The organism is Vibrio sp. 14G-20 (assembly GCF_026241515.1).
In the GTDB taxonomy this organism is placed as follows: Bacteria; Pseudomonadota; Gammaproteobacteria; order Enterobacterales; family Vibrionaceae; genus Vibrio.
In genome coordinates this window covers 78686-100993 of record NZ_JAPHPW010000004.1, presented here as the reverse complement: position 1 = coordinate 100993, position 22308 = coordinate 78686, and the positions used below count along the sequence as shown (strand labels likewise).

Below are 22308 nucleotides of genomic sequence, written 5' to 3'. Positions count from 1 at the left end.
TTAAGTGGGTCAGGAAGTAAGAGTAGGTGTCGCTGCGGTTATTCTGCGTGAGGGGCGAGTGTTACTTGGAGAACGAATTGGTTCTCACGGAGCTCATACGTGGGCAACGCCGGGCGGACACCTTGAATGGGGTGAGAGCATTGAAGAGTGTGCCAAACGCGAAACACTCGAAGAGACGGGCTTGGTTGTTAGTGCATTTGAGAAGCTGACTTTTACCAATGATATTTTTGAGAAAGAGAACAAGCACTATATAACGCTGTTTGTTGTGGCTTCTGAGGCTAGCGGTGAACCACAGGTGACCGAGCCAGATAAATGCAAGCAATGGAAGTGGTTTAAGCTAGATGAGTTACCAGAACCACTGTTTCTTCCTCTGACGAATTTGTTGAGCGACCCAGTCACCTTTGGGAAGCTAGCGAAGTAAGACGTCAGCGATTGGAGCACAAAGCAATGAGAGCACCTTTTCAAGTTTTAGTGTTTCCCTATAAAATAGGCGACGCTAAACCTCAGTTTTTAATCGCACGTCGAAGTGACAATGGTTTATGGCAGGCGATATCCGGCGGTGGCGAAGATAATGAATCATTACTTGAGGCAGCACAACGTGAGCTCTATGAAGAGACTCAATTAGTTGGTTGTAACTGGCAGTTGCTCGATTCAATGTGCATGCTTCCAAAAGTCTTTTATGCAGGAAATAAAAATTGGACTGAGCATCCATTCGTAATTCCTGAGCATTCCTTCTCAGTAAAAGTCATGGAAGATCCTCGACTATCAAATGAACACACAGATTACCGTTGGTGTGATTACAAAACAGCCAGAGAACTTCTAACATATGACTCAAACAGGAATGCGCTTTGGGAGATAAACGAGAGGCTTTACAAAACAAGCTTAAAGTATACAGATTAATTAACTCTATATTAGAGTGGAAACCCTGACTAGATTTTTACTAATCTCTTGCTATTTAGTGAATAGGTAAATCATGACATTACGAGTAGTTCCAGAACTTTATTGTTTCGATATTAATGTGAGTAAATCCTTCTTTGTCGATGTGTTGGGGTTTGAAGTGAAGTACGAGCGCCCAGATGAAGAGTTTGTTTATCTAACGCTTGATGGTGTTGATGTGATGCTTGAAGGGATTGCGGGCAAAAGTCGAAAATGGCTTCCAGGTGATCTGGAGTTTCCGTTAGGGCGTGGTGTTAACTTCCAATGGGATGTTATCGATATCGAACCTCTATATCAGAGAGTTAACGAAAGCGCCGCTGATTCTATTTACTTAGCGTTAGAGGCAAAGTCTTATCAATGTGGGGATTCGATCGCGACTCAGAAGCAGTTCATAGTCCAAACCCCAGACGGTTACCTCTTTAGGTTTTGCCAAGATATTCTTTAACACATAAATCTTATTGGCCACTTACTTGTTGTTACATAAGCCGTTAATCCAGAGATAGGAAGTCAATGGAATACCAATTAGATATCGAGCCCTCCTATGACGACATTAATGAAGTCCGAGGCGGATTAATCAAACACAATACACCGTTTCTGGAAGGGATACCCAAGTCTCAAGTTGCGTACTACGCGATGGAGGAAGGTAACAAAGTCGGTGGTATTATTGCTGACCTTTGGGGAAACTGGTTACTGATTAAGTTCCTCTGGGTCGACGATTCGATGAGAGGAAAGCAAGTCGGGAGTGAGCTGCTTGAACGTATTGAAGAGTATGCGCAGTCTCAAGGTTGTACGTCTTCATTGGTCGATACATTAAGTTTCCAAGCGAAGCCTTTCTATGAGAAACGAGGGTATGAATGCCAGATGGTGTTAGAAAATTACCCTGTAGATTCCTCGCTATCGCTTCTCACCAAGTCGCTCGTCAAAAAGTAGCGAATGCGTGACTTATTAAGCGCCCGTATATACAAGGAGAGTAGAGTGGTCAACATTCGGGAAATGGCAATTTCAGATTACGACTCAGTGATCGCGTTGTGGTGTCAGACAGAAGGCATGAGTATTCGCGATGCCGATTCGAAAGAAAGCATTGCGAGCTATTTAGACCGTAACCCCGCTCTGAGTTTTGTGGCTGAAAGTAACAACGAGATCATTGGCGCTGTGTTGGTCGGAACGGATGGACGTCGTGGGTATTTACAACATTTAGCTGTCTCGGCCAACTTCAGAGGGCAAAAGTTAGGTTGTAAGCTTGTCGCAGAGGCGGTCAACGCACTTGCAGGATTAGGCATCCCGAAGACCCACTTGTTTGTCTATAACGACAACATCAATGCTCAACAGTTTTACGAAAAATTGGGCTGGTTTCCTCGCGATGAAGTGCGAATGTACTCGTTTAATAGCTCGGATAATAGTAACGTTTAGCCTTAAAGGTTCGCGCGGGCTGAGCTTGAATTTGTAACAGATTCGCGCGTATCCGCCAATATCAAAACAATCCTTGGAGTATTTAGAAATGTTGCTTTCTCGTCTGTCTAAACCATTGGTTCGTGGCTCTGAGTTATGTTCTGAACTGCTCAATTTCTTAACCGAGCATAAGAGTGATTTCGAAGAAAAGTTAATCCCTGATCTATCATACATCGATGATATGGCACACGTGGTGAACGGCATTAACATCAAAGACGTTCTACACATCAATGCGAATCAATACCGACTTAAATATTCGTTTGATTGGGAGTTGTTTCTAGGTTGTTCAGATAGGAACGAAACCGGTGTAGAGAGTGGAAGTGTTCTATTCACGCTTGAGGACGATAACGTTCTTAATATCAACTTCCCAAACTACGGTTCTCGAGACACTAGCGATGAGCTTTAGTAGGTTCTTCGTGGGTGCTATACAGAAGGAACAACAATGATAACTATCGAAAGGCTTGAAGAGTCACATGTGGCGTTAGTGCAGGCTATCCAACTCGCCGATGAACAGGTTAAGTTCGCTGGCACAGCTGCGGAGTTTTTGTTAGACGGCAGTGAAACGACGCATTTGCACGTGATTAAGTTTGACAATGAAGTTGTTGGTTTCTTTAAGCTGGATATCGCTTACGCAGAGCACTACGAATTCTGCCCTGAAGGAAGCATTGGGTTAAGAGCTTTTGTGCTTGATAAGAACCAGCAAGGTAAAGGTTTAGGAACTGGCACGGTCAAGGCTTTGTTTCCATATTTAAAAGCGAATTACTCAGCGTATGAGTCGATTTACTTAACCGTGAATTGCAAAAATCCCGCAGCATTCAACTGTTACCAGAAAGGTGGCTTCGAAGATACCAATGAACAGTATTTAGGTGGCGCAGCAGGCCCGCAATTTATCATGCGTGGTCAAATCGCTTAGTTATATGAAACTGATTAATTATTGATGAGAACCACCTGTATAGCTGTGTGCAGGTTGAGAGTCTTAAAGAACACGAAAAGGAAATTTGATGAAGGTTCAATATCTTGAAGTGGTTACCCCAGAAGTCGATGTCGTTTGTGCAACATACGCTCAGCTCTATAACGTGAAATTCAGTGGTGTTGATGTGAACCTTGGTGGGGCGCGCACTGCAAAGCTATCTAATGGTGGGGTAATTGGCATTCGAGCACCGCTTCGTGAAACTGAAGAACCAATTGTTCGTCATTACACGCTGGTTGAAGATATTCAGTCTGCAGTAAATGCAGCCGAGAAATTAGGCGCCGAAGTCGCGGTGCCTCCAGTGGAGTTACCACGTCACGGTATGTGTGCCATTGTTATTCAAGGTGGCGTCGAGCTCGGATTCTGGGAGTTATAGGTGATGCATAGCTTTTAGAATATGTAAAATAACGATAGTAATTTTACGTTTGAACGACAAACGATCTAGGGAGGGATTATGTCAATTACATCAGGAATAGCTCTGTTTGCTGCTATGTTACTATCTGCAGCGATACCGGGACCCAGCGTTCTCGCTGTTCTGTCGAGGTCTCTAAGCTATGGCTGGAAACAAGGCTTGTTAGTGGTGCTTGGCGTACTAATCGCGGATTACATTTTTATATTCTTAGCTTTGTCTGGTTTATCGGCTTTAGCCAGCGCAATGGGTGAATTTGCTACGGTCATTAAATATGTAGGCATTATTTATTTGTTTTGGTTAGCTTACACAACATGGACGTCAGATGTTAGTGAATCATCTTGTATGTCTTCGGATCAAGGTACGAAAGCCTCAAGCGTGATTATCGGCTTATTGATGACAGTTTCAAACCCAAAGGCGATTTTGTTTTACATGGGATTCTTTCCTGCATTCATAGACCTAAAAACATTTACCACAACAGATGTGATGATGATTTTGGTGATTTCAACTATAGCTGTAGGTGGAGTATTGAGTCTCTATGCTTGCACTGCCTCTAAAGCTCGTTTTGTATTTCAAGGGCGCTCAGCAAAGACGCTCTTGAACAGATTATCAGGTGGCTTTTTGGCGACTTGCGGTGCTTTGTTAGCAACTAAAACATGAGTACTCTTTGGACTGATTTAGCCATAACACCAAACTAAGCGTCAATACCTAGTGTCTTTACCTGCTTCATGGCATCATCCCACGCAGCTAAAACCCCAACAAGGTATGTTATGAAACAGAATATTGTCCACATTGCACTCGTGGTAAAAGACTACGATGAAGCGCTTGATTTCTATGTAAACAAGCTTAAGTTTGATCTCATCGAAGACACGTATCTGCCAGAAGAAGATAAGCGCTGGGTTGTTGTTGCTCCACCAAATTCAACCGGAGTGAGCCTGTTGCTTGCCAGAGCTTCTAAACCAGAGCAACTTGATTTTATCGGCAACCAAGCTGGTGGACGCGTATTCCTATTCTTAAACACCGATGATTTCTGGCGTGATTATGAACGTATGACGTCTTTGGGCATTAACTTTGTTCGAGAGCCTAAAGAGCAAGGCTACGGCACCGTTGCTGTGTTTGAAGACCTTTACGGTAACTTGTGGGATCTGCTTCAGTTAAACCCTGAACACCCTATGGCTAACAGGTAGATAAGCTTAACCAATAACCCTAATTCAAGTTATACGGATTTGCAGGAGCGACATGGAAGTCTCAAGGTATCAACCCAAGTATTTAACCGCTTTACAGGCGCTCTATCTAGAATCAAGACAGAGCACCTTTCATTGGACTGATGCCGACGCTTTTAAGTTATCCGATTTCGATTTAGATACAAAAGGTGAAGAAATATGGGTCGCCGTTTCTGGCGCAGAGGTTTTAGGTTTTGCCTCTATTTGGAAACCTGAGAGCTTCATCCATCACCTCTATGTTTGCCCGCAAGCACTACGTTCTGGGGCAGGCTCTGCTTTACTTAATACCTGCAAACAATATTACTCTAATCTGACATTGAAGTGTTTGGCTGCCAATGAAAATGCTATTGGCTTTTATCAGTCGCAAGGCTTTGTTATCTCATCCACAGAGGAAGAGGGGTTGGAGCGTTATCACTTAATGACTTATCAAGCTTAGTAATAACAATCACAAGCCCTGCATACAACAAGGGCATCAAGTCGGGAGCTAAACAGAGAATATGGAAATAAAAAAGCTTTCAGCGACGGAGGTACTTCCGGTTAGGCATCAAGTGCTTTGGCCTGATAAACCGATGTCGTTTTGTATGGTGCCAGATGACGAACAAGCAACGCATTACGGCGCGTTTATTGGTGAACAGTTGGTTTGTGTCGCGTCTATCTATGTCCAAGGCAATGGAGCGAGGCTGAGAAAGTTTGCCACGCTGCCTGAATTCCAAGGGCAGGGAATCGGTTCAAACGTGATTGAGCATGCAATCTCTAACCTCAAAGATTTAAACATCCAATACTTTTGGTGCGATGCGCGTACAACGGCTTTAGGATTTTATCAAAAGTTTGGGATGGCTGTAGAAGGCTCTGAATTTGAAAAATCGGGCGTTGCGTATTACAAAATGTCGGTTCATTGGGAGTAATGCTTCTCTGTCGCTAGGTTAACCCTCCGCACCGCTAAATCATCAACTTAAGTTAAGGAAGCTCATCTTGGAAGAAATCAAAGGCATTCTGCAATTCATGGTCGAAATTGAACAATTAAAGGATGTTCATCGACAGACAAAACCAGTTGGATTGGACCGATATGAAAACTCGGCAGAGCACAGTTGGCACGTCTGTTTGAGCGCTCTAATGTTGAAAGACTATGCCAATGAAGAAATCGATATTACGCGAGTGATGAAGATGTTACTGATACATGACCTTGGGGAAATCGATGCCGGAGACACCATCATTTATGCCAGTGAAACCGAAGAAAACAAGCTCAAAGAGAGAAACTGTGTCGAGCGCTTGCTGAAATTATTGCCGAGCCATTCAAGAAGCGAGTACTTGGATCTATGGCTTGAGTTCGAAGCGGGTGAGTCGCCGGAAGCAAGATTTGGTAAGGCGATCGATAGAGTGCCACCTTTGCTTCATAACATCCATGGTGGTGGTCATAGCTGGAAGAAGCACAACATATCCAAAGACAAAGTTCTGACCTTCAATGGCGAGCGTATTTCTAAAGGCAGTAGTGCTCTATGGAAAGAGCTAGAAGTACAACTTGAAGGTGCTGCGGACAAAGGGCTATTAAAGTAAAAGTTAATTTCGTATCTTAGCGTAACAATAGCTTTAGCTGTTCAATGAGGGGAATCTCGATGGCAACTGATTCAAGATGCATGGCACTTATCTTATGTCTCATTTCTTTCTAATAAAACTCTAATGGACAACAATAAGTTCGAGAACCGAGTGATAAGTTGTTAGTATGCATCAACTTTATAAATGTTAGTTGGCTTATGTAAATGCTTGATAATAAGTATATTAAACACCCTTATCACTGTGAGCAGTGCAACGCGCTTACCCCGCACCTTGCTGTTAACCCTTCCGATGCTCAATCTAAAGCGGACGCTGAATCTGAAAAGAAACAATGGAAACTAGGCGTGTTGATGGAGTACATGATGACGTTAATGTTTAAAGGTGACAATAATGTTCCCGGTTTTTATGTCGACAGTGATTATGAATACCAATGTGAAAAGTGTGGGACTAAGTCGTGGCACTGATTGGGTATGAACATTTGATTCAACCCTAATTTTCGAGCGCTAATCCTCAAAATTAACTCGCTTAAAGAACTAGTTAGCTTTAAGAATTAATGAGTTTCAATCAGGCGTATTAATCCCACTTTGTTATGGAGGACAAACGAGTGATATACCCAAAAGCTTTAAATATCGGTGACAAAATAGGATTTTTCTCACCGTCATCGCCCGCAACTGTCTTTGCACCTAATCGATTTGCTCGTGCTAAACGTTATTTGGAAAAGCAGGGCTTCATTTTAGTTGAAGGTTCGTTAACTGGAGATTCAGAAGGGTATCGTTCTGGTTCTATTCAAGCGCGAGCCGAAGAACTCAATCAGCTCATTCGAGACCCTGACGTGCGCTGTATTATGTCGACCATTGGCGGTAACAACAGCAACTCACTGTTGCCATACATCGATTACGACGCCCTTAGAAACGACCCGAAGATCATTATCGGCTATTCAGATGTCACCGCATTATTACTCGGCATTTACGCCAAAACTGGATTGGTGACTTTCTATGGCCCGGCACTCGTCGCGTCATTTGGTGAGTTCTCGCCATTAGTCGACGAAACCTTCCAATCGTTTACTGACATCGTATGTTCGGATTCAAGCCAACATCAGTACACGATGCCAGAGCGTTGGACGGACATTAAACACGATTGGGAAACTCAAGACTCTGCAAGGCCTGTTTACGATAACGAATGGCACTTCACGGGAAGAGGTCAAGTAAGCGGTCGTGTGATTGGTGGCAATCTGAGTACGATGGCAGGGATTTGGGGCAGCGAATACATGCCAGAAATTCAGTTAGGCGACATTCTGCTTATCGAAGATTCACTAAAAGGCATTGAAGCCGTTGAGCGTTCATTCGCGCACTTATTGGCTTGCGGAGTATTCGATAAAGTAGGTGCGCTTGTGCTTGGCAAATATGAACTGTTTGATGACAAAGGGACAGGGCGAACACCACTTAATGTACTTCTTGAAGTGCTGAACGGTAAAAATGTTCCGATCCTGTATGGCTTTGACAGTTGCCACACCCATCCTATGCTAGTCACGCCACTAGGTGTACAAGGCACTATTGATTTTGATGGCCATACATTCAAGCTTCAAAGCCAATGGTTAGCGTCGAGTTAGCCTAAACTGATGATAATAAGACGCATTAGAAAAGTGATCCTCTCTGCAAACTGAGAATGGAAACGCGTCTATACTGACATGGGTTACGTCGCTGATTTTGGAAGTGGCGCTATGAATGTAAATTTGATTAGGTTAAATCTCTGAGGTGACGATGAAAAAATTACTACCACTATGCGCCATTTTGCTCTCGGCATCATTTTCAGCTGCGGCTTCTGATGGTTTGATTAAATACCAAAGTAATTACTCAGTGAAAGAGACCGCTGACCGCTTTGAAGAAATCGCTAAAAGCAAAGGTTTGACCTTGTTTGCGAGAATCGACCATCAGAAAAATGCGAGTAAGGTTGGTCTTGAATTGAGACCAACGGAAGTCATCATCTTTGGTAACCCAAAAGTAGGGACACCATTAATGCAATGCGCTCAAGATGTCGCGATAGACTTACCGCAGAAGGTGTTAGTCACTGAGGATTCTAATAAAGAAGTATGGCTATCTTACAACGATCCTAATTACTTGGTAGAGCGTCACGCAATCAATGGCTGTGACGAAGTGGTTAAGAAGATATCGGGTGTACTAAGCAAGCTTTCAGAAGCGACAGTGGCGAAAGCTGAATAACCGAGCCAATAAGCACTCATTTAGACCAATAATGGGTGCGACTTGACGATGATATAGCTTCCCAATCAACGTTTGGCTGAATTGACAATTAAGCAACAATATATAAAAGTAGTGTTATGAAACTGAATTCAGCGTCATCTAACCAACGAATTATCATCATTCCATAGGAGTGGTGGGATTGTTGATGCGCTTTGTTTATCGAACCCACCCGTAAGGTGGGTTTTTTGTCGCTGTCTTATGGGTTTTATCTGAATAGAGGAAGTCATATGAAAAAGGTCGCGGTTTTTGGCAAGCCTGGGAGTGGAAAGTCCACAATCAGCAAAGCGTTAGCACTAGCTACAGGGATAGAGCTTCACCAGTTGGACTCTCTTGTTTATAAGGCCAACGGAGAGTTTGTTGAGCGTGAAGTGTTCGAGCAGGCTCATGAGAGCATACTTAAGTCAGAACGCTGGATCATCGATGGTTTTGGCCCTCTAAGCTCATTCAACACACGTTTAGAAGCCGCAGATACTTTGGTTTATATCGACCTTCCTTATCCAATTAAATACTGGTTTGTTACCAAGCGAATGCTCAAAGGGTTGTTCGTTAAACCTGAAGGCTGGCCTGATGGAAGCTCAGTGATAAAAGGCACGATACAAAGTTATAAGACACTAAAACTTTGTCCTAAATTTTGGAATGACGACTTTAGACTACGGTTAGAATTACGCGCAAAAGAGAAAGAGGTTCACATCATCAGAAGCGTGAGTGAATTGAATAACTTTGTCCGCCAACACGTCACTTAACAGGTGAGAGCTTACCTTTCTTTGAAACGCTTTAATTTGCTCATAACTTCATGAATATATTTAGATTTAATTCAACATGTGGCATATTTGCCATGTGTTGAATTTGTGCTTTGAGTTAAGGCGATAGATATTATGTATGGAAGTGAGAAGACGAGAGCGTTCTGCTGTAACTGTAAGGAACTTACACTGCATAGGTACACGATGTTCAGTAGCCAAGTGCAAAAGGCACCACAAGCTGAAGATAAAAAACCGAGCTTACTCCAACGAATTTTATCGGAGCTTCTATCTTTTGGTGTAACAGGTTCGGGCGCGACAGGTGATTACAAATGTACCCAATGTGGAACATATCTGAATACACCAGACAACCTAGACTGAGTTTGTGAGTTTGGCTTAGGCAAATAAAAACGGGAAGACCTCAATGATCTCCCCGTTAGGTATTACTTAACTCATCGTGCTATTGGCAGTTTGAGTGAGAAGCCTTATGCACAACACTTCTTGTATTTCTTACCGCTGCCGCAAGAACATGGGTCGTTACGGTTAGGTGTCTTTTCGAACGTCATTGTTTTTGGCTTGTTTAGCAACGTGTCGAACTCAAGCGTGTTTTCTTCTTTAGTTGCATCAACAGATACAGTAACAAAGATTGAATGCTCAGCCGCGATTGCTTCAACTTCTGCTTTACGAGCTTCAGTTTGAACCATTACCGCAACTGGTGACTCTTCAGTACCCACTTTAACATCGCGGTTTACATTGTAGCCAGCAAGAACGTGGTTCTGTCTTGTCTCGATACGGCCTTTGAAAAATAGTTTCGACATTGGGTACTCACAAAATTTGGGATGACGCTATTCCTATGCTGGGTAGCGTTATAGAGCGGGGGATTATACGCATATATTCCAATTGATAAAGCAGTGATGTGAGTAAAGATTATTGGTTTTTGTTTGCTAGCAATTATTTGTTTTATTACTTTGTTCTAATTAGACTAATTTTGAAACTCAAGACAATAAGGTTTCCCTTAACAGGGCCTCAAGTGATAAATTGAAATCGTCAATTTAAACAACGAGATACCCCATGAAGTTAGATGCCATCCTGTGGGATTACGATGGAACCTTAGTCAATTCAGTTCCGAAAAATATCGCAATCACCAAAGACATTATCTCTGTGGTCGCGCCACATTTGTCCGGTGATAATTTACCAAAATATTTGTTGAGTGAGGCGCTTTATCACGAAGCCAACCACGGTGCTAAAAACTGGCAAGCTTTATATGTCGATTATTATGGCCTATCACATGACGAAATGTTGATCGCCGGTGAAATGTGGGCAGAGCATCAAGAGAAAAATCAAACTGCTGTCACCTTGTTTGACGGGATGAACACTGTGGTAAGTCAGTTTGCTCATCTTCCTCATGGGATTTGTTCTCAAAACTCTCAATTGAATATTCGTGGTGTACTCGACAGTTATGGCATTGGCGATTTGTTTAAATCGGTAGTGGGCTATGACGATGTCTCGAACGGCCACCAAAAGCCACATCCATTTGGTGGAGTGAAATGTGTTGAGAACATATTTGGCTTCGATCAGGCTAACGAGCTTTGTTTGATGTACATCGGTGACCATGAAGCGGACACACAGTTTGCTCGCAATATTGAAGCAGCATTGGGTAAGAACGCAAAAGTGATTGCCGTGGCCGCCGGTTATAGCCGATCTGAGCCTGAAAACTGGCAAACCAAGCCCGATTATATTGCCAACCATGTCGATGATCTTTTAACGATAATCGGCAAGTACGTATAAAAATCACCACACCTGAATGATTTTAAGGAAGAATAATGACACCAAAACAAGTGGTATTAGGTTTTTGGGATGCAATGCGCAGTAATGATTTTGCAAAGGCGAGTGAATGGCTAGCCGCAGATTTTGAAGGCTATTGGCCTCAGTCGTCTGAATTGACGGTAGGCCGCCACAACTTCACTGCAATCAACTCTGAATACCCAGCCAATGGTGTTTGGAAATTCACCCTCAATTCGATTGTCTGTGAAGGAGATTCCGTAGTAACAGACGTTTCGGTTACTGACAGTGTATTGAAAGATCGAGTGATTACCTTTCACACGGTGGTTGATGGTTTAATCCAAAAGCAAACTGAGTTTTGGCCAGACCCATTCGAAGCGCCGGCGTGGCGATCGCAGTGGGTTGAGGTTGTATCGAGCAATTAGTTTGTATCGATACGATCAGTTTGTGACGAAAAATCAGGTTATAACAAACAAGTGGCATTAGGAGGTTTCATTGAGCAAGGTAGTGATTGTAACAGGCGGAAGCCGAGGCATTGGCGCAGCGACGTCTAAATTGTTGGCCAGTAAAGGCTATGCTGTATGCGTTAACTTCATACACAATGAGTCACGAGCTGAAGATCTAGTGAACGAGATTCGTGAACAAGGCGGAACCGCCATAAGCGTGCGTGCGGATGTGTCTGTTGAATCGGACGTGAAATCCTTATTCGAGATTGCTCGTAACAAGCTAGGTCCAGTGACTCACTTGGTCAATAATGCCGGGATCTTGTTTACTCAGTCACCATTAGTTGACATCGAATTGGATCGCTTTGAGAAGGTGATGAAATCGAATGTATCAAGCTGTTTCCTGTGCAGTAAAGCCTTTATCAAACAAGCGGACGGTGCAGGTTCTATCGTGAATGTCTCATCTGCTGCTTCTCGCACAGGAGCGCCGTTTGAATATGTGGATTACGCAGCATCGAAAGGTGCGATGGATTCACTAACCAAAGGCTTATCGCTTGAATTGGCTGCGCGTAATATCCGAGTTAATGGTGTAAGGCCAGGTTGTATCTACACTGAAATGCACGCAGACGGCGGAGAGCCTGGGCGAGTTGATAGATTAGCCTCGCAACTGCCGCTACAACGAGGTGGCACGCCAGAAGAAGTCGCTAACTCTATTGCGTGGTTACTGTCAGACGAAGCTTCTTATGTAACTGGATCATTCATTGATATTGCGGGCGGGCGATAGGGCTCGTTAGCTTTTACACTAAGATAGACCAGTAAAAACCATAAACACGCAACAAAAGTACCTAACTAAAAGAACGAAACTAAGAGTACAAACATGAAAAACTATTTTGAGAGTCCGTTTGTCGGAAAGTCACTCAAAGAACAAGTGACCAACCCAAACATCATCGTAGGCAAGCACAGCTATTACTCGGGTTACTACCATAACCACAGTTTTGATGACTGTGCGCGTTACCTATTACCGGATAGAACCGACATCGATAAGCTGATCATCGGTAGCTATTGTTCGATTGGTTCTGGCGCTGTATTTATGATGGCGGGCAACCAAGGTCACCAAAATCAGTGGGTGAGTACCTTCCCGTTCTTCTATCAAGACGACGAGAAATTTGAAGATGCGATAGACGGCTTCGAACGCTCTGGTGATACCTTGATTGGTAACGATGTGTGGATTGGCACAGAAGCCATGATCATGAGTGGTGTTAAGGTCGGTGACGGAGCAATCGTCGCAAGTCGAGCTGTTGTGACTAAAGACGTTGCACCATACTCGATTGTTGGTTCAAACCCAGCGCGTCACATCCGTTATCGTTTCAATGAAACTGAAATTGCTCAGTTGTTAGAAATGAAATGGTGGGAGTGGAACGAAGAACAAATCAAAGGCGCGATGCCATTGATGTGTTCTTCAGATATCGACGGTTTGTACCAATATTGGAAAGCGTTCGCGCAATCTTAAATTCAGGCTCGCTGAAATTACAAGTACGCCTAAATAAACGCACGTGAGCTAGATACCTGCGCCAACTTGAAAATAGAGCGCGGTATCTTCTTCACTGAACGCAATATCAATCCCCGAAATTAAACCATAGCGTCTTGCGATAAGGTAACGGAAACCAACGCCGTAAGCCGCGTGAGAGCTTTGATCAAACATGTCTTTATCGCTGTCACCTGCATAACCAATTCCCGTAAACACAGCGGTTGACCAGCGTGGTGTCCATTGTTTGCTTACTTGAACTTCTGCCGCGACGGTGTGTTCACCTTGATAACGATTACGTGCGATGCCTCTGAGATCGATATCTGGGTAGTACTGCGGCGAAAGAACACGTTCATTGGTCGACAATGATTTGTACTGTCCTCGCAATGCTAAGTTCCACTCCTTGTTTAACTCCCAATAATTAAGCCCTTCCAAATTAAACGTTTGATAGGTGTAATCACTGCCAATCGCATCACCAAACCAAAGGTATTCCGCGACATAATTGTATCCTTGAGTGGGATTTAAGAAGCTGTTCTTGCTGTCGTATTCAGCGATTAAACCCAAGCCGGAAGAGGTCGGTGACGTGTTGCCAATGTTGTTTAAGATTTCTTGCGCTTTAGGATGATTATTAAGTGAGAGTGTTGGTGCGAAGAACTGTTGAGAAAACCCCAGTAACCAGTGCGAGTCGGGTACTCTAAATTGGAGCTTCTGTATCCCGCCCATGCCTTTTAGCCCTAACTCAACACCTTCGTTTGGAGCGAGTGGAGACAAGGCATTCGGAGAGCTTTGTCGATAAAAGGTCATGTTGATATCGCCATAACCTAATCCACCAAGGTAGCGTATTGAATCCTCATTCCAACTACGCTTATGGCCAACAAACGCCATCCAAGTGCCATTCTCTGTCGCAAAGCCGCCAACCGCAGTGATTGCAGGGGTGAGAAGCTGCGCGCCACCATCGATGGATTTTTCAGCGAGTTCTTTACGCGTATTTTTTTGTTCTTCAGATTCGTGCATGAAGATACCGGTGAAGCCGCCACCGTATCCTACCGCAGGCTCTGTAATGAGAATTGGCACAGGAAGAAAACCGTAGGCATTTTCTGCGAGGTATTCTCCCATATCGAGTTGGCCATCAATTTCATCGATAAAGCTGACGGCGTGTGTCGCCGTAGAAAAAAGTATCAGGCTACTTAGTGCTAAAGGTTTAAAGGTCATAACATTCCGTATTATTCACTATCCATTAAATTGAGTGTAATCAATCAAATAGATAGCGCAATAGAACGAGGAGTATTAACCGGTATATCGGTTCAAAAGGCGAATGGAACAACGTTTACTATTGGATAGTTTCTACGTACGTCAGAATATCCAGAGCATCTTGCTTGGTAATTGTACCTTTCCACACTGGCATACCTTGTTCTACGTTACCTTCTAAAATGTCATCCGCCAAAGAACTTGGACTGGTAAAAAAGCCGCCTAGTTTATTAGCGATATTGGCGGGTTTGTGTGGCAATGAAGCGGCAGTGGGGCCATCACCGTGTCCTTTGTCGCCATGACACACCCGGCAAAGCTGCGTGTATTTGGCTTTACCATTGGCAAAGTGCCTCGCATCGATTTCTGAGGCGGCACTCGCATTAAACGTCATCATTGAAGCGACTAAACCTAATAAAGCTAACACGTGTAAATGGTTCATGGTTTTCATTGTTTTGTTCTCGATTATTATTTAACAATGAAAGAATAAGCAGATGTGAGTAGAAGAAACGTGAATGGATAAAGCGAGATTAAGCTAAGTTTAGAAGTAGGTTTAGAAGCACGTTTAGAAATAGGATTAGAAGCAAGTTTAGTTGCGGACGAACATCAATGTGACTTAGTTAAATGATTGATTATATGCATATTGCATAGTATGGCGTGTCGCATTAGCGTGGTGGATGAATTGGAGGGGTATTATGATTAGTTGCAACGATTACGATTATATTGAGATTGTGTGTATGCACCGATACCCAATCAAATTAACGCTGAAGTCTGGCGAGCAGATTGAATGTGTCGGATTAGATACTCAACGCAATGATAGCCGTGAAGAGTGCATTAAGGTCAGTATTCAAGGTGCAGAACAGCTTGTCGTACTCACTGATCTTTCAACACTAGAGGTCTGTGTCGACAATCCTCATTTTCAGCAGGTTTCGTTCAAAACGTCATAGGCTTTCAAATGAATAACACCATAGAACAATGCTATTGTACGGCATGCCGAGAAGAGACACAGCATGTCGTTATATTGGTTCGTAAGAAGAGTGCGTTTGCAGATAAGCCCAACCAAAAGCGAAGCGAAGTTTGGGCTGGCGTGATAAAAGGTTGGTTCCTCGGTCCTTTTATCGCGTCAATGGATGACTTTTCTCGTCATCTTGTCTGTGAAAAGTGTGGCCATAAAGAGATACAAGATTAGCCGTGTTGCTCTGCGAAACTTTGGATCTAATAGAGTTACGCATCGATTGACTTAGGAATAAAACGAATGAAAGTAGAGATGATTGAAGCCGTGAAGGCGTATGGTTTTTCAGTAAGAACCACTAATACCGATGAGATGGACCCAGCCAAAGCCAAGATAAGTCAATTGTGGCAGGGCTTTTTTGACCAAGCATTTCTAAAATTAACGCCTGATTCAAAAGTGTATGGTGTCTATACCAATTACCAATCGGATTTTACTGGTGAGTTCGATGTTGTTGCGTGTACCAATGCACTTACCGATAACAATTTAGATGCGCTTGTCGAAACCGAAATACAAACAGGCAAATATTTAACGTTCTCTGCCGAAGGTGAACTCCCTCAAACGGTCATCGATTTATGGGGAGAAGTGTGGGCTTATTTCAACGATCCAGATTGTCCACATACGCGAACTTACACAACTGATTTTGAGTTTTACAAAGGCGAAACGGAAGTCGAGATTTCGATAGCGATTCAATAAGCTTTTAATTGTAAGTTATTGATAGAATGTTAATAATAAAAGAGCCACTCTCTGATGAAGTGGCTCTTTTTTTTGGTTGTTCCTGCTCGGAATTAAGGCTAACTACATCAATCTCATGAAGTAAGGAATGATCAAAGCATTGGCTAAATCAATAAAGAACGCACACACCAATGGCACGATAATAAAGGCTTGCACTGAGTGACCATACTTTTGGCTTACCGCGGACATGTTCGCCATCGCTGTGGGTGTTGAACCCAATGAAATCCCACCGAAACCGGCACACACGACCGCTGCATCATACGTTTTACCCATAGATGGGAACACGATGAAAATATTGATGATTACGGCTAATAGAAGCTGCATTGCCAATATGGCAAAAATCGGGCCTGCTAAATCGATCAGTGTCCAAAGCTGCATACTCATTAAAGACATCGCTAAGAAAGTACCCAAAGATATTTCTGCAATGAGGTCGATAGCGGGGGAGCGTGTTGGCCACTTTGTACCTGAGATTCTTGGATAGGAGTCTGGCATCAAGTTAGTAATCACGATACCGGCGAACAAGCAAGACACAAACAGTGGCAGTTGTAACCCGGTTTGGCTGATCAATTCATTCAGTAAAGCACCGACGATGACACAGATATGAATAGCTAATACGGCGTCGAGAAACTGAAATGACGTGAGTGCTTGTTTCTGCTTTTCGGTATTCGAACTTTCCGCGTTAGCTTGGCCTTCAGCTGGCTTTAGGTTGTGACGCTTGATAAGAAACTTAGCAATTGGGCCGCCCATCAAACTGGCTAAGATAAGCCCAAATGTGGCGCTGGCGATACCAATCTCCATCGCGCTTTGTAATCCAAATTCATCCGCAACCTTTGGTGCCCAAGCGATCGCGGTTCCGTGCCCACCAATCAATGAAATACTGCCACTCAATAAGCCAAACACAGGCTCAAGACCAAACATCGATGCGACAGAAATACCGACAATGTTTTGCATGATCATAAAGAAGATCGTGATGACAAGTAGAATCACCAAAGGTTTGCCGCCTTTGAATAGGTCTTTCAAACTTGAATTAATACCTATGGTGGTAAAGAAGTAGACCAACAATACATCGCGAGCAAACAGATCAAATTGAACCTCAATCGAAGTCGTTGCATAAAGCGCTGCAAATAAAAGTGACGCTAAAATCCCACCGGATACGGGTTCTGGGATGCTGAATTCTTTTAAAAATCCGACGACTTGATTCAGCCTTCGTCCGATAAATAGCACCACGATACCCATGGTCACCGCAAAAAATGATCCGAGATGTAAGATGTTGTTTTCAAATTCCATAGTTGTCCTTGTAAGGGAAAAATGCTGACGTAATTTCTGATTGCCTAACGGTGTTAATAAGCAACTAGATTAACATTATTTCTTGCGTTCAAATGATAAGAAGTTTTGAAATTCCGGATCGGCAATAAGTTGTTTGTTTCCTTCTTTAATTAGTAGGTCTACGTTTGCTTTATCTATCATAAAATCTGTCGGTATTTGATTGAGCAAGTAACGTTTAGCGCTGGTATCTGATTTATTCGGGCTAATCTCAATGAAATAGGAAGAAACAGTATGACCTTGATGAGAGGCTAGCTCCGACCAAGACTGCAACTCGTCAACGATCAGATCTTTTGTTGTATCGTTATATCGATGCAATTGGATATCGGTAATGACGTCGACAGTTTGTTTCATCGATGGCGCTTCAATCGACTTTCTAATACCTGATTCCGGAGAGGTCGATGCATCAACCGAGATGATGACAATAGGGCGCGCTGATTGGTTTTTGTGCAAGCTTTGCAGTTCTTCTTTGTCGTTGAAACGCAAATATTCGGACATCTCATAAACAGATAACAAGCCAAGGTTATCAGTAATCCCACCGTCCACTAGATGAAGATAATTGACTTCGTCTTTATGGCTATAGGACTCTAGCGATTTGATGAGGTTTCTATTGCGATAACTGGTGGCTTCAAACGAAGGCTGCAAATGATCTGATTTGTCACAGTCATTTTTGTTTTCAAGTACTACAGGTGTGAAAACGAAAGGTACAGCAGACGACGCCGTCACCGAGCTCGACACGGAATAGCTGTTTAAGTCTGAACAAATCAGGTCAAAGTATTCTTGTGTGAATGAAAAGCGAGAGCCCGTCGATATATCCGTTGCGTTAATTACTATGTAAGGCGCACCTTCTCGTCGAATGTCCGCAAATGTGCTGTCACCAAAAATGTTGTCATCGTAATAATCGGTCGCTTTATCGGTTCTAGTAGCGTAAGAGAACCAATAACTTGGCGATAACAGAATAGAGATTAGGTCTTCAGACACTTCGTGATAGAGAAATGCTTCTTCGTAATCTTCGAATATTTTGTCGCCATACAATCCATAGTAGGCAGCGGTAAAACTGCCCCCAGATACAGAGCTGATCATGTCGACTTCTTCTAATAGGTTGATACGTTCACCATCGATCTCTATATCGGTATCACGTAGTGCCTGTAATACACCATAAGAGAGCGCTGCCGCGCGTGTACCTCCGCCTGAAAATGAGAGGATAAGAGTGACTTTGTTGTCTTGTCTGTAGAAATTTTTTGCAGTGTAGGCTTGTTTTTGCGACGCCCCCAAGTTGCCGGTATTAGTGGTTTTATTTTTTGCGCTACAACCTGAAAGGGCTAGCGATAAGGCCACCAAAAGTGAAACTTCCGAGAAGCCTTTGAGGCCGTGATTAGATATGTTGAACGGGTTTACTTTGTTTTTGGGCATAGCACATTTCAAACTAACGTTGTGGTTGAGTGAAACGCTATTTTCGTTGAACTTTAATATGCCATCAATGGTGCCACCTGTAATTCAGTGTCACGATTTTCAAAACAATCTAGAGATAATTAAGCTTATTTAGAACTATTTATAGCTATGATTAACGACTTAGTTCCATCCAAAAACACAATCTTGCTTGGTTTCATTCCACAAAGGGTATTGCTTCATGACTTGGGTGTAGAGCTTACTTTCCAAGTGCGCTCTTAACCAACGTCCTACGTTTTGGTACTCAGATTGCACAAACCACTTCTTTTCGACTCGTACAAACTGGCTGACAAAAGGCATCACGGCAAAGTCGGCTAAGCTTGGGGTTTCTCCAAAAAAGTAGGGCTGATCGGTGAGTAGCGCTTCTAACTGACTAATGAACGCTTCGCAGGCTTGTCGACGTTGTTCAACATCGATGTTTCGGTAACGAACAGACGCTCTGTACTTTTCTAAGTGGCCAATAAAATCTTCATCGTTGGTTTTGATGAGCTGGTGGACTTGTTGGCTCAGTGTTGGATTACTTGAACGCAGAAGATCTTGAGGATCGTTTTGCTGTAGTGCCCAGTTCATAACATCCAAGCTCTGCTCAATGATTTGTCCATCTGGTAACACCAATACCGGAACAGTACCTTTTGGCGAACTGGCCAATAGTTCGCTAGGCTTGTCTTTGGTAACGATTTCTCGAAGTAACACTTTTTGCTGTGATAGTGCGATGCCCATTCGTCCGCGCATGGCGTAAGGGCAGCGACGTAAAGAATAAAGGATAGGTAAATCGGATTCGTTTGGCATTATTGAGGTCATTTAGTTTGAAAAGTGTTGTTAGGTGGTAAAGAGATCGTGATGTAGGTAGAATACGCGGCTTAAAAATTATAAGTAAGTGAGCGACTTCAAAAATGAGCAGAAAGATTGAGTTATTAGCCCCAGGTGGCGATGTAGAGGCGATTAAAGCAGCTATCGTAGCGGGTGCTAATGCGGTTTATTGCGGTTTAGACACCTTCAACGCTCGTAACAGAGCCTCTAACCTATCGTTAGATGAGTTGAATGGTGTGATTCGCCTTGCTCATGAATACGGTTGTGAAGTGTTTCTGACTCTTAACGTTGTGCTGCTGGAGCATGAAATTAAGAGCATCACTAAACTGTTGAACCAGCTTGTGAACACTAAGCTTGATGGCATCATCGTCCAAGATCTTGGTTTGTTCGATTTGGTGAAAAAGCATTTCCCATCGTTAGATGTTCACGCATCGACTCAGTTAACGACACACAACGAAGGCCAGATTAAGTTCTTGTCTAAAATTGGCGCAACACGCGTTAACTTGTCTCGTGAATTGAACCTGCCAGAAATCAAAATGCTGACGGAAGTGGCACACGACCACGATGTTCTAACCGAAGTGTTTGTACATGGCGCTTTGTGTATCGCATTCTCTGGCCAATGTTACTCAAGCTCAGTAAGTGTGGGTAACTCAGGTAACCGTGGCCGTTGTAGCCAAGCATGTCGTGATGAATACGAAATCACTGATGCAGGAAACAAGTTCCCACTGAACCTGAAAGATAATTCAGCGTACTACGACCTACCTGAATTGGTTGACGCGAAAGTCGACTCATTGAAAGTTGAAGGCCGTATCAAAGGCGCACACTACGTATACACAGTGGTTGATACGTGGCGCAAACAAATTGATAGCTTTGTAGAAAGTGGTTTGTTGATCGAAGACGATTCAAACCTGCACAAAGTATTCAACCGTGATTTCACTAACTCTTTCCTTAAGGGCAACCTAACGAAAGACATGTTCATTGATAATCCTCGTGACAACAGCATGAACTACGCCGTTGATAAAGCGACGAAAGAGAACAATGAAATCTCAGTGGTACAAATTCAAGAAGTGACCAGCGATCTTTATGAAGCGAAAAATGCCCTAGGCAGTGAAATGCGCGACAAGATCGAGTTCCTTGATATTCGTAAAACACCCGTGTCATTGTCGTTTAGTGCTAAGGTGGGTCAACCATTTACGGTGACAGTGAACACACCAAAAGAAAACTTTACGGTTCAATCTCAATCATTATTGGCAACAGCTAAAGAGACTTCGATTACTCAGGCGTTACTTGAGAAGCGTTTCAAATCAGTGAAGAGTGCGGTTCATACGCTTGAAAACTGTAACTACGACAACTTAGATGAAGGTCTGATTCTTCCTTTGAAAGAAGTGTCGGTCTTAAAAGACGAAATCGATTTCATCTTAAACGGTTCTGTGAAAGTGATTAAGCACGTTGAAGTACCAGCACTGCCTCAGCAACCAAAGGTGAACGAAAAGCCAACCATGTCGATGCTTATCGCTGATGTGGAAGACTTGCACCTGTGTGACGTAACTGACGCGGATGTTTACTTTAAACTGCCTGAAAGCTTCAAGAAGCGTTGTAACAAGTACATCGACATCTTGGCAGCAAACCCACGTTTGATTCCTTGGTTCCCTGCAGTATTAATCGGCAAAGATTACGATGAAGCGGTTCGTATTCTTGAAGAGATCAAGCCAGCTCGCATCGTGACCAACAACACGGGTATTGCTTACAAAGCTTACGAGATGGGAATTGAGTGGGTTGCAGGCCCGTTCATGAACACGACCAACTCTCACGCACTGGTTACGCTGAAAGAAGAGCTGAACTGTGCTGGTGCTTTCATTTCGAACGAGATCAACAAAGGTCAGATTCGTCATATTCGCCGCCCAGAGAACTTCAAACTGTTCTACAGCATCTACCACCCAATCTTGATGATGACCAGCCGCCAGTGTTTCTTCCAAAGAACCGTTGGTTGTAACAAGCCAAGCATCGAAGCAGGTTGTATGTTGAAGTGTGAGAAAGCGACCACGATTACCAACGTGAAAGGCATCTCTTTCGCGGTTGATAAACAGAAGGGTGGCTACCCAAGCATTTACAACCACGAACAGTTCTTAAACCATGATGCGGTAACGGATTTCTCGGGTCTGTTCGATGAGTTCTTCATTGACCTGACTAACATCGGTGCAGGTTCGAAAGAAGTACAAGACAAAGTAGAGCTAATCAAACACTTCCAAGGTTTGATTGATGGCGTTGATGGTTCACAACAGAACCTAGAACAGATGGTTGAAGTTCGAACTAATGCTCAGTACGTTCAAGGTTTATAGGGTGCAAGGTCTATAGGGTTCAAGGTTTGTAGGTCTATAGATTTATAGGCTGCACGGCTTATAGCTTCTAAAGCAAAGAGCGTTCAGCATTCAAGGTCTATAAGTCTTAACCGTT

At 43.3% G+C, this 22308-nt stretch carries 32 protein-coding genes; 26 read left to right on the top strand and 6 right to left on the bottom strand.

The genetic code is table 11. The annotated features are described in order from the left end of the window. Positions 1-4: 4 nt before the first annotated feature. From OQJ75_RS04860 to OQJ75_RS04775, 18 genes are all read left to right on the top strand, one after another. Positions 5-421: a nucleotide triphosphate diphosphatase NUDT15 gene (locus tag OQJ75_RS04860; RefSeq protein WP_265971470.1), complete on the top strand. Its 417-nt coding sequence runs from the start codon at positions 5-7 to the stop codon at positions 419-421. A gap of 26 nt (positions 422-447) precedes the next feature. Next, entirely contained in the window at positions 448-900 is a 453-nt protein-coding gene (locus OQJ75_RS04855; protein ID WP_265971471.1) for an NUDIX hydrolase, read from the top strand. Between the two features lie 73 nt (positions 901-973). After that, on the top strand, positions 974-1381 hold the full coding sequence (locus OQJ75_RS04850; RefSeq protein ID WP_265971473.1) for a bleomycin resistance protein: 408 nt from the start codon (positions 974-976) through the stop codon (positions 1379-1381). A 65-nt stretch (positions 1382-1446) separates the two neighbouring features. Next, entirely contained in the window at positions 1447-1866 is a 420-nt protein-coding gene (locus OQJ75_RS04845) for a GNAT family N-acetyltransferase (RefSeq protein ID WP_265971474.1), read from the top strand. Between the two features lie 45 nt (positions 1867-1911). Further along, positions 1912-2346 carry a GNAT family N-acetyltransferase gene (locus OQJ75_RS04840; protein WP_265971476.1) on the top strand — a complete coding sequence of 145 codons (435 nt, stop codon included), beginning with the start codon at positions 1912-1914 and terminating at the stop codon, positions 2344-2346. Between the two features lie 88 nt (positions 2347-2434). Beyond that, complete coding sequence (locus OQJ75_RS04835) at positions 2435-2791, top strand: hypothetical protein (RefSeq protein WP_265971478.1); 357 nt, start codon at positions 2435-2437, stop codon at positions 2789-2791. Between the two features lie 36 nt (positions 2792-2827). Beyond that, positions 2828-3298, top strand: coding sequence for a GNAT family N-acetyltransferase (locus tag OQJ75_RS04830; RefSeq protein ID WP_265971480.1), 471 nt, complete (start codon positions 2828-2830; stop codon positions 3296-3298). Positions 3299-3386: 88 nt separating this feature from the next. Beyond that, positions 3387-3731, top strand: coding sequence for a VOC family protein (locus OQJ75_RS04825; RefSeq protein ID WP_265971482.1), 345 nt, complete (start codon positions 3387-3389; stop codon positions 3729-3731). 78 nt (positions 3732-3809) lie between these two features. Beyond that, the gene (locus OQJ75_RS04820; protein WP_265971484.1) at positions 3810-4424 is read left to right on the top strand and encodes a LysE family translocator; all 615 of its coding nucleotides are present in this window, start codon (positions 3810-3812) and stop codon (positions 4422-4424) included. Between the two features lie 110 nt (positions 4425-4534). After that, a complete protein-coding gene (locus OQJ75_RS04815) occupies positions 4535-4951 on the top strand; it encodes a VOC family protein (protein ID WP_017061801.1) in 417 nt (138 codons plus the stop codon). Positions 4952-5003: 52 nt separating this feature from the next. Beyond that, a complete protein-coding gene (locus OQJ75_RS04810; protein WP_248396762.1) occupies positions 5004-5423 on the top strand; it encodes a GNAT family N-acetyltransferase in 420 nt (139 codons plus the stop codon). Positions 5424-5484: 61 nt separating this feature from the next. Further along, positions 5485-5892: a GNAT family N-acetyltransferase gene (locus tag OQJ75_RS04805; protein ID WP_265971490.1), complete on the top strand. Its 408-nt coding sequence runs from the start codon at positions 5485-5487 to the stop codon at positions 5890-5892. A gap of 67 nt (positions 5893-5959) precedes the next feature. Beyond that, positions 5960-6541, top strand: coding sequence for an HD domain-containing protein (locus OQJ75_RS04800; RefSeq protein ID WP_265971491.1), 582 nt, complete (start codon positions 5960-5962; stop codon positions 6539-6541). A 203-nt stretch (positions 6542-6744) separates the two neighbouring features. Further along, entirely contained in the window at positions 6745-7002 is a 258-nt protein-coding gene (locus tag OQJ75_RS04795; protein WP_265971492.1) for a hypothetical protein, read from the top strand. Between the two features lie 140 nt (positions 7003-7142). After that, complete coding sequence (locus OQJ75_RS04790) at positions 7143-8147, top strand: S66 family peptidase (RefSeq protein WP_265971493.1); 1005 nt, start codon at positions 7143-7145, stop codon at positions 8145-8147. A gap of 151 nt (positions 8148-8298) precedes the next feature. After that, positions 8299-8757 (top strand): DUF302 domain-containing protein, encoded by a 459-nt coding sequence (locus OQJ75_RS04785; RefSeq protein ID WP_029406454.1) that lies wholly within the window; start codon positions 8299-8301, stop codon positions 8755-8757. A 266-nt stretch (positions 8758-9023) separates the two neighbouring features. Continuing rightward, positions 9024-9539: an adenylate kinase gene (locus tag OQJ75_RS04780; protein ID WP_265971494.1), complete on the top strand. Its 516-nt coding sequence runs from the start codon at positions 9024-9026 to the stop codon at positions 9537-9539. Between the two features lie 132 nt (positions 9540-9671). Beyond that, on the top strand, positions 9672-9914 hold the full coding sequence (locus OQJ75_RS04775) for a hypothetical protein (RefSeq protein ID WP_265971495.1): 243 nt from the start codon (positions 9672-9674) through the stop codon (positions 9912-9914). Between the two features lie 104 nt (positions 9915-10018). Here the strand turns inward: OQJ75_RS04775 and OQJ75_RS04770 are convergent, their stop codons facing one another. Continuing rightward, positions 10019-10351 carry a PBPRA1643 family SWIM/SEC-C metal-binding motif protein gene (locus OQJ75_RS04770; RefSeq protein ID WP_004733856.1) on the bottom strand — a complete coding sequence of 111 codons (333 nt, stop codon included), beginning with the start codon at positions 10349-10351 and terminating at the stop codon, positions 10019-10021. 253 nt (positions 10352-10604) lie between these two features. Between OQJ75_RS04770 and OQJ75_RS04765 the strand changes: the two genes are divergently transcribed. From OQJ75_RS04765 to catB, 4 genes are all read left to right on the top strand, one after another. After that, positions 10605-11321 carry an HAD family hydrolase gene (locus OQJ75_RS04765; protein WP_265971496.1) on the top strand — a complete coding sequence of 239 codons (717 nt, stop codon included), beginning with the start codon at positions 10605-10607 and terminating at the stop codon, positions 11319-11321. Positions 11322-11356: 35 nt separating this feature from the next. Further along, positions 11357-11740 carry a nuclear transport factor 2 family protein gene (locus OQJ75_RS04760; protein WP_265971497.1) on the top strand — a complete coding sequence of 128 codons (384 nt, stop codon included), beginning with the start codon at positions 11357-11359 and terminating at the stop codon, positions 11738-11740. A 70-nt stretch (positions 11741-11810) separates the two neighbouring features. Then, the gene (locus OQJ75_RS04755) at positions 11811-12542 is read left to right on the top strand and encodes a glucose 1-dehydrogenase (protein WP_265971498.1); all 732 of its coding nucleotides are present in this window, start codon (positions 11811-11813) and stop codon (positions 12540-12542) included. A 93-nt stretch (positions 12543-12635) separates the two neighbouring features. Then, positions 12636-13268 carry a type B chloramphenicol O-acetyltransferase gene (catB, locus tag OQJ75_RS04750; protein WP_265971499.1) on the top strand — a complete coding sequence of 211 codons (633 nt, stop codon included), beginning with the start codon at positions 12636-12638 and terminating at the stop codon, positions 13266-13268. Between the two features lie 48 nt (positions 13269-13316). Here catB and OQJ75_RS04745 read toward each other — a convergent pair whose 3' ends face one another. Both OQJ75_RS04745 and OQJ75_RS04740 read right to left on the bottom strand, forming a co-directional pair. Continuing rightward, on the bottom strand, positions 13317-14495 hold the full coding sequence (locus OQJ75_RS04745; protein WP_265971500.1) for a BamA/TamA family outer membrane protein: 1179 nt from the start codon (positions 14493-14495) through the stop codon (positions 13317-13319). Positions 14496-14613: 118 nt separating this feature from the next. Then, positions 14614-14979 carry a c-type cytochrome gene (locus OQJ75_RS04740; protein ID WP_265971501.1) on the bottom strand — a complete coding sequence of 122 codons (366 nt, stop codon included), beginning with the start codon at positions 14977-14979 and terminating at the stop codon, positions 14614-14616. 244 nt (positions 14980-15223) lie between these two features. Here OQJ75_RS04740 and OQJ75_RS04735 point away from each other — a divergent pair, with 244 nt between their 5' ends. The 3 genes from OQJ75_RS04735 to OQJ75_RS04725 all read left to right on the top strand — a co-directional run bounded on the left by OQJ75_RS04735 (position 15224) and on the right by OQJ75_RS04725 (position 16233). Further along, the gene (locus tag OQJ75_RS04735; RefSeq protein ID WP_102552491.1) at positions 15224-15475 is read left to right on the top strand and encodes a Rho-binding antiterminator; all 252 of its coding nucleotides are present in this window, start codon (positions 15224-15226) and stop codon (positions 15473-15475) included. An 8-nt stretch (positions 15476-15483) separates the two neighbouring features. Continuing rightward, positions 15484-15717 carry a hypothetical protein gene (locus tag OQJ75_RS04730; protein ID WP_265971502.1) on the top strand — a complete coding sequence of 78 codons (234 nt, stop codon included), beginning with the start codon at positions 15484-15486 and terminating at the stop codon, positions 15715-15717. A 66-nt stretch (positions 15718-15783) separates the two neighbouring features. Then, the gene (locus tag OQJ75_RS04725; RefSeq protein WP_265971503.1) at positions 15784-16233 is read left to right on the top strand and encodes a GyrI-like domain-containing protein; all 450 of its coding nucleotides are present in this window, start codon (positions 15784-15786) and stop codon (positions 16231-16233) included. Between the two features lie 102 nt (positions 16234-16335). On the opposite strand, the gene gltS is transcribed toward OQJ75_RS04725, so the two are convergent. The 3 genes from gltS to OQJ75_RS04710 form a co-directional block, all read right to left on the bottom strand. Further along, on the bottom strand, positions 16336-17559 hold the full coding sequence (gene gltS / locus OQJ75_RS04720) for a sodium/glutamate symporter (RefSeq protein ID WP_248396778.1): 1224 nt from the start codon (positions 17557-17559) through the stop codon (positions 16336-16338). 75 nt (positions 17560-17634) lie between these two features. Next, on the bottom strand, positions 17635-19008 hold the full coding sequence (locus OQJ75_RS04715; RefSeq protein WP_265971504.1) for a patatin-like phospholipase family protein: 1374 nt from the start codon (positions 19006-19008) through the stop codon (positions 17635-17637). Positions 19009-19167: 159 nt separating this feature from the next. Next, positions 19168-19764, bottom strand: a complete 597-nt coding sequence (locus OQJ75_RS04710) for a glutathione S-transferase (protein ID WP_265971635.1) — start codon at positions 19762-19764, stop codon at positions 19168-19170. A 173-nt stretch (positions 19765-19937) separates the two neighbouring features. Here OQJ75_RS04710 and OQJ75_RS04705 point away from each other — a divergent pair, with 173 nt between their 5' ends. Continuing rightward, a complete protein-coding gene (locus tag OQJ75_RS04705; protein WP_265971505.1) occupies positions 19938-22193 on the top strand; it encodes a peptidase U32 family protein in 2256 nt (751 codons plus the stop codon). Positions 22194-22308: the final 115 nt, after the last annotated feature.

What these genes read in the sequence shown, in the direction of transcription:
- OQJ75_RS04855 (WP_265971471.1), top strand. Translation starts at nt 448, where the DNA reads ATGAGAGCACCTTTTCAAGTTTTAGTGTTTCCCTATAAAATAGGCGAC.
- OQJ75_RS04850 (WP_265971473.1), top strand. Translation starts at nt 974, where the DNA reads ATGACATTACGAGTAGTTCCAGAACTTTATTGTTTCGATATTAATGTG.
- OQJ75_RS04845 (WP_265971474.1), top strand. Translation starts at nt 1,447, where the DNA reads ATGGAATACCAATTAGATATCGAGCCCTCCTATGACGACATTAATGAA.
- OQJ75_RS04835 (WP_265971478.1), top strand. Translation starts at nt 2,435, where the DNA reads ATGTTGCTTTCTCGTCTGTCTAAACCATTGGTTCGTGGCTCTGAGTTA.
- OQJ75_RS04830 (WP_265971480.1), top strand. Translation starts at nt 2,828, where the DNA reads ATGATAACTATCGAAAGGCTTGAAGAGTCACATGTGGCGTTAGTGCAG.
- OQJ75_RS04825 (WP_265971482.1), top strand. Translation starts at nt 3,387, where the DNA reads ATGAAGGTTCAATATCTTGAAGTGGTTACCCCAGAAGTCGATGTCGTT.
- OQJ75_RS04820 (WP_265971484.1), top strand. Translation starts at nt 3,810, where the DNA reads ATGTCAATTACATCAGGAATAGCTCTGTTTGCTGCTATGTTACTATCT.
- OQJ75_RS04815 (WP_017061801.1), top strand. Translation starts at nt 4,535, where the DNA reads ATGAAACAGAATATTGTCCACATTGCACTCGTGGTAAAAGACTACGAT.
- OQJ75_RS04810 (WP_248396762.1), top strand. Translation starts at nt 5,004, where the DNA reads ATGGAAGTCTCAAGGTATCAACCCAAGTATTTAACCGCTTTACAGGCG.
- OQJ75_RS04805 (WP_265971490.1), top strand. Translation starts at nt 5,485, where the DNA reads ATGGAAATAAAAAAGCTTTCAGCGACGGAGGTACTTCCGGTTAGGCAT.
- OQJ75_RS04795 (WP_265971492.1), top strand. Translation starts at nt 6,745, where the DNA reads ATGCTTGATAATAAGTATATTAAACACCCTTATCACTGTGAGCAGTGC.
- OQJ75_RS04785 (WP_029406454.1), top strand. Translation starts at nt 8,299, where the DNA reads ATGAAAAAATTACTACCACTATGCGCCATTTTGCTCTCGGCATCATTT.
- OQJ75_RS04780 (WP_265971494.1), top strand. Translation starts at nt 9,024, where the DNA reads ATGAAAAAGGTCGCGGTTTTTGGCAAGCCTGGGAGTGGAAAGTCCACA.
- OQJ75_RS04775 (WP_265971495.1), top strand. Translation starts at nt 9,672, where the DNA reads ATGTATGGAAGTGAGAAGACGAGAGCGTTCTGCTGTAACTGTAAGGAA.
- OQJ75_RS04770 (WP_004733856.1), bottom strand. Translation starts at nt 10,351, where the DNA reads ATGTCGAAACTATTTTTCAAAGGCCGTATCGAGACAAGACAGAACCAC.
- OQJ75_RS04765 (WP_265971496.1), top strand. Translation starts at nt 10,605, where the DNA reads ATGAAGTTAGATGCCATCCTGTGGGATTACGATGGAACCTTAGTCAAT.
- OQJ75_RS04760 (WP_265971497.1), top strand. Translation starts at nt 11,357, where the DNA reads ATGACACCAAAACAAGTGGTATTAGGTTTTTGGGATGCAATGCGCAGT.
- catB (WP_265971499.1), top strand. Translation starts at nt 12,636, where the DNA reads ATGAAAAACTATTTTGAGAGTCCGTTTGTCGGAAAGTCACTCAAAGAA.
- OQJ75_RS04745 (WP_265971500.1), bottom strand. Translation starts at nt 14,495, where the DNA reads ATGACCTTTAAACCTTTAGCACTAAGTAGCCTGATACTTTTTTCTACG.
- OQJ75_RS04740 (WP_265971501.1), bottom strand. Translation starts at nt 14,979, where the DNA reads ATGAAAACCATGAACCATTTACACGTGTTAGCTTTATTAGGTTTAGTC.
- OQJ75_RS04735 (WP_102552491.1), top strand. Translation starts at nt 15,224, where the DNA reads ATGATTAGTTGCAACGATTACGATTATATTGAGATTGTGTGTATGCAC.
- OQJ75_RS04730 (WP_265971502.1), top strand. Translation starts at nt 15,484, where the DNA reads ATGAATAACACCATAGAACAATGCTATTGTACGGCATGCCGAGAAGAG.
- OQJ75_RS04725 (WP_265971503.1), top strand. Translation starts at nt 15,784, where the DNA reads ATGAAAGTAGAGATGATTGAAGCCGTGAAGGCGTATGGTTTTTCAGTA.
- gltS (WP_248396778.1), bottom strand. Translation starts at nt 17,559, where the DNA reads ATGGAATTTGAAAACAACATCTTACATCTCGGATCATTTTTTGCGGTG.
- OQJ75_RS04715 (WP_265971504.1), bottom strand. Translation starts at nt 19,008, where the DNA reads ATGCCCAAAAACAAAGTAAACCCGTTCAACATATCTAATCACGGCCTC.
- OQJ75_RS04710 (WP_265971635.1), bottom strand. Translation starts at nt 19,764, where the DNA reads ATGGGCATCGCACTATCACAGCAAAAAGTGTTACTTCGAGAAATCGTT.
- OQJ75_RS04705 (WP_265971505.1), top strand. Translation starts at nt 19,938, where the DNA reads ATGAGCAGAAAGATTGAGTTATTAGCCCCAGGTGGCGATGTAGAGGCG.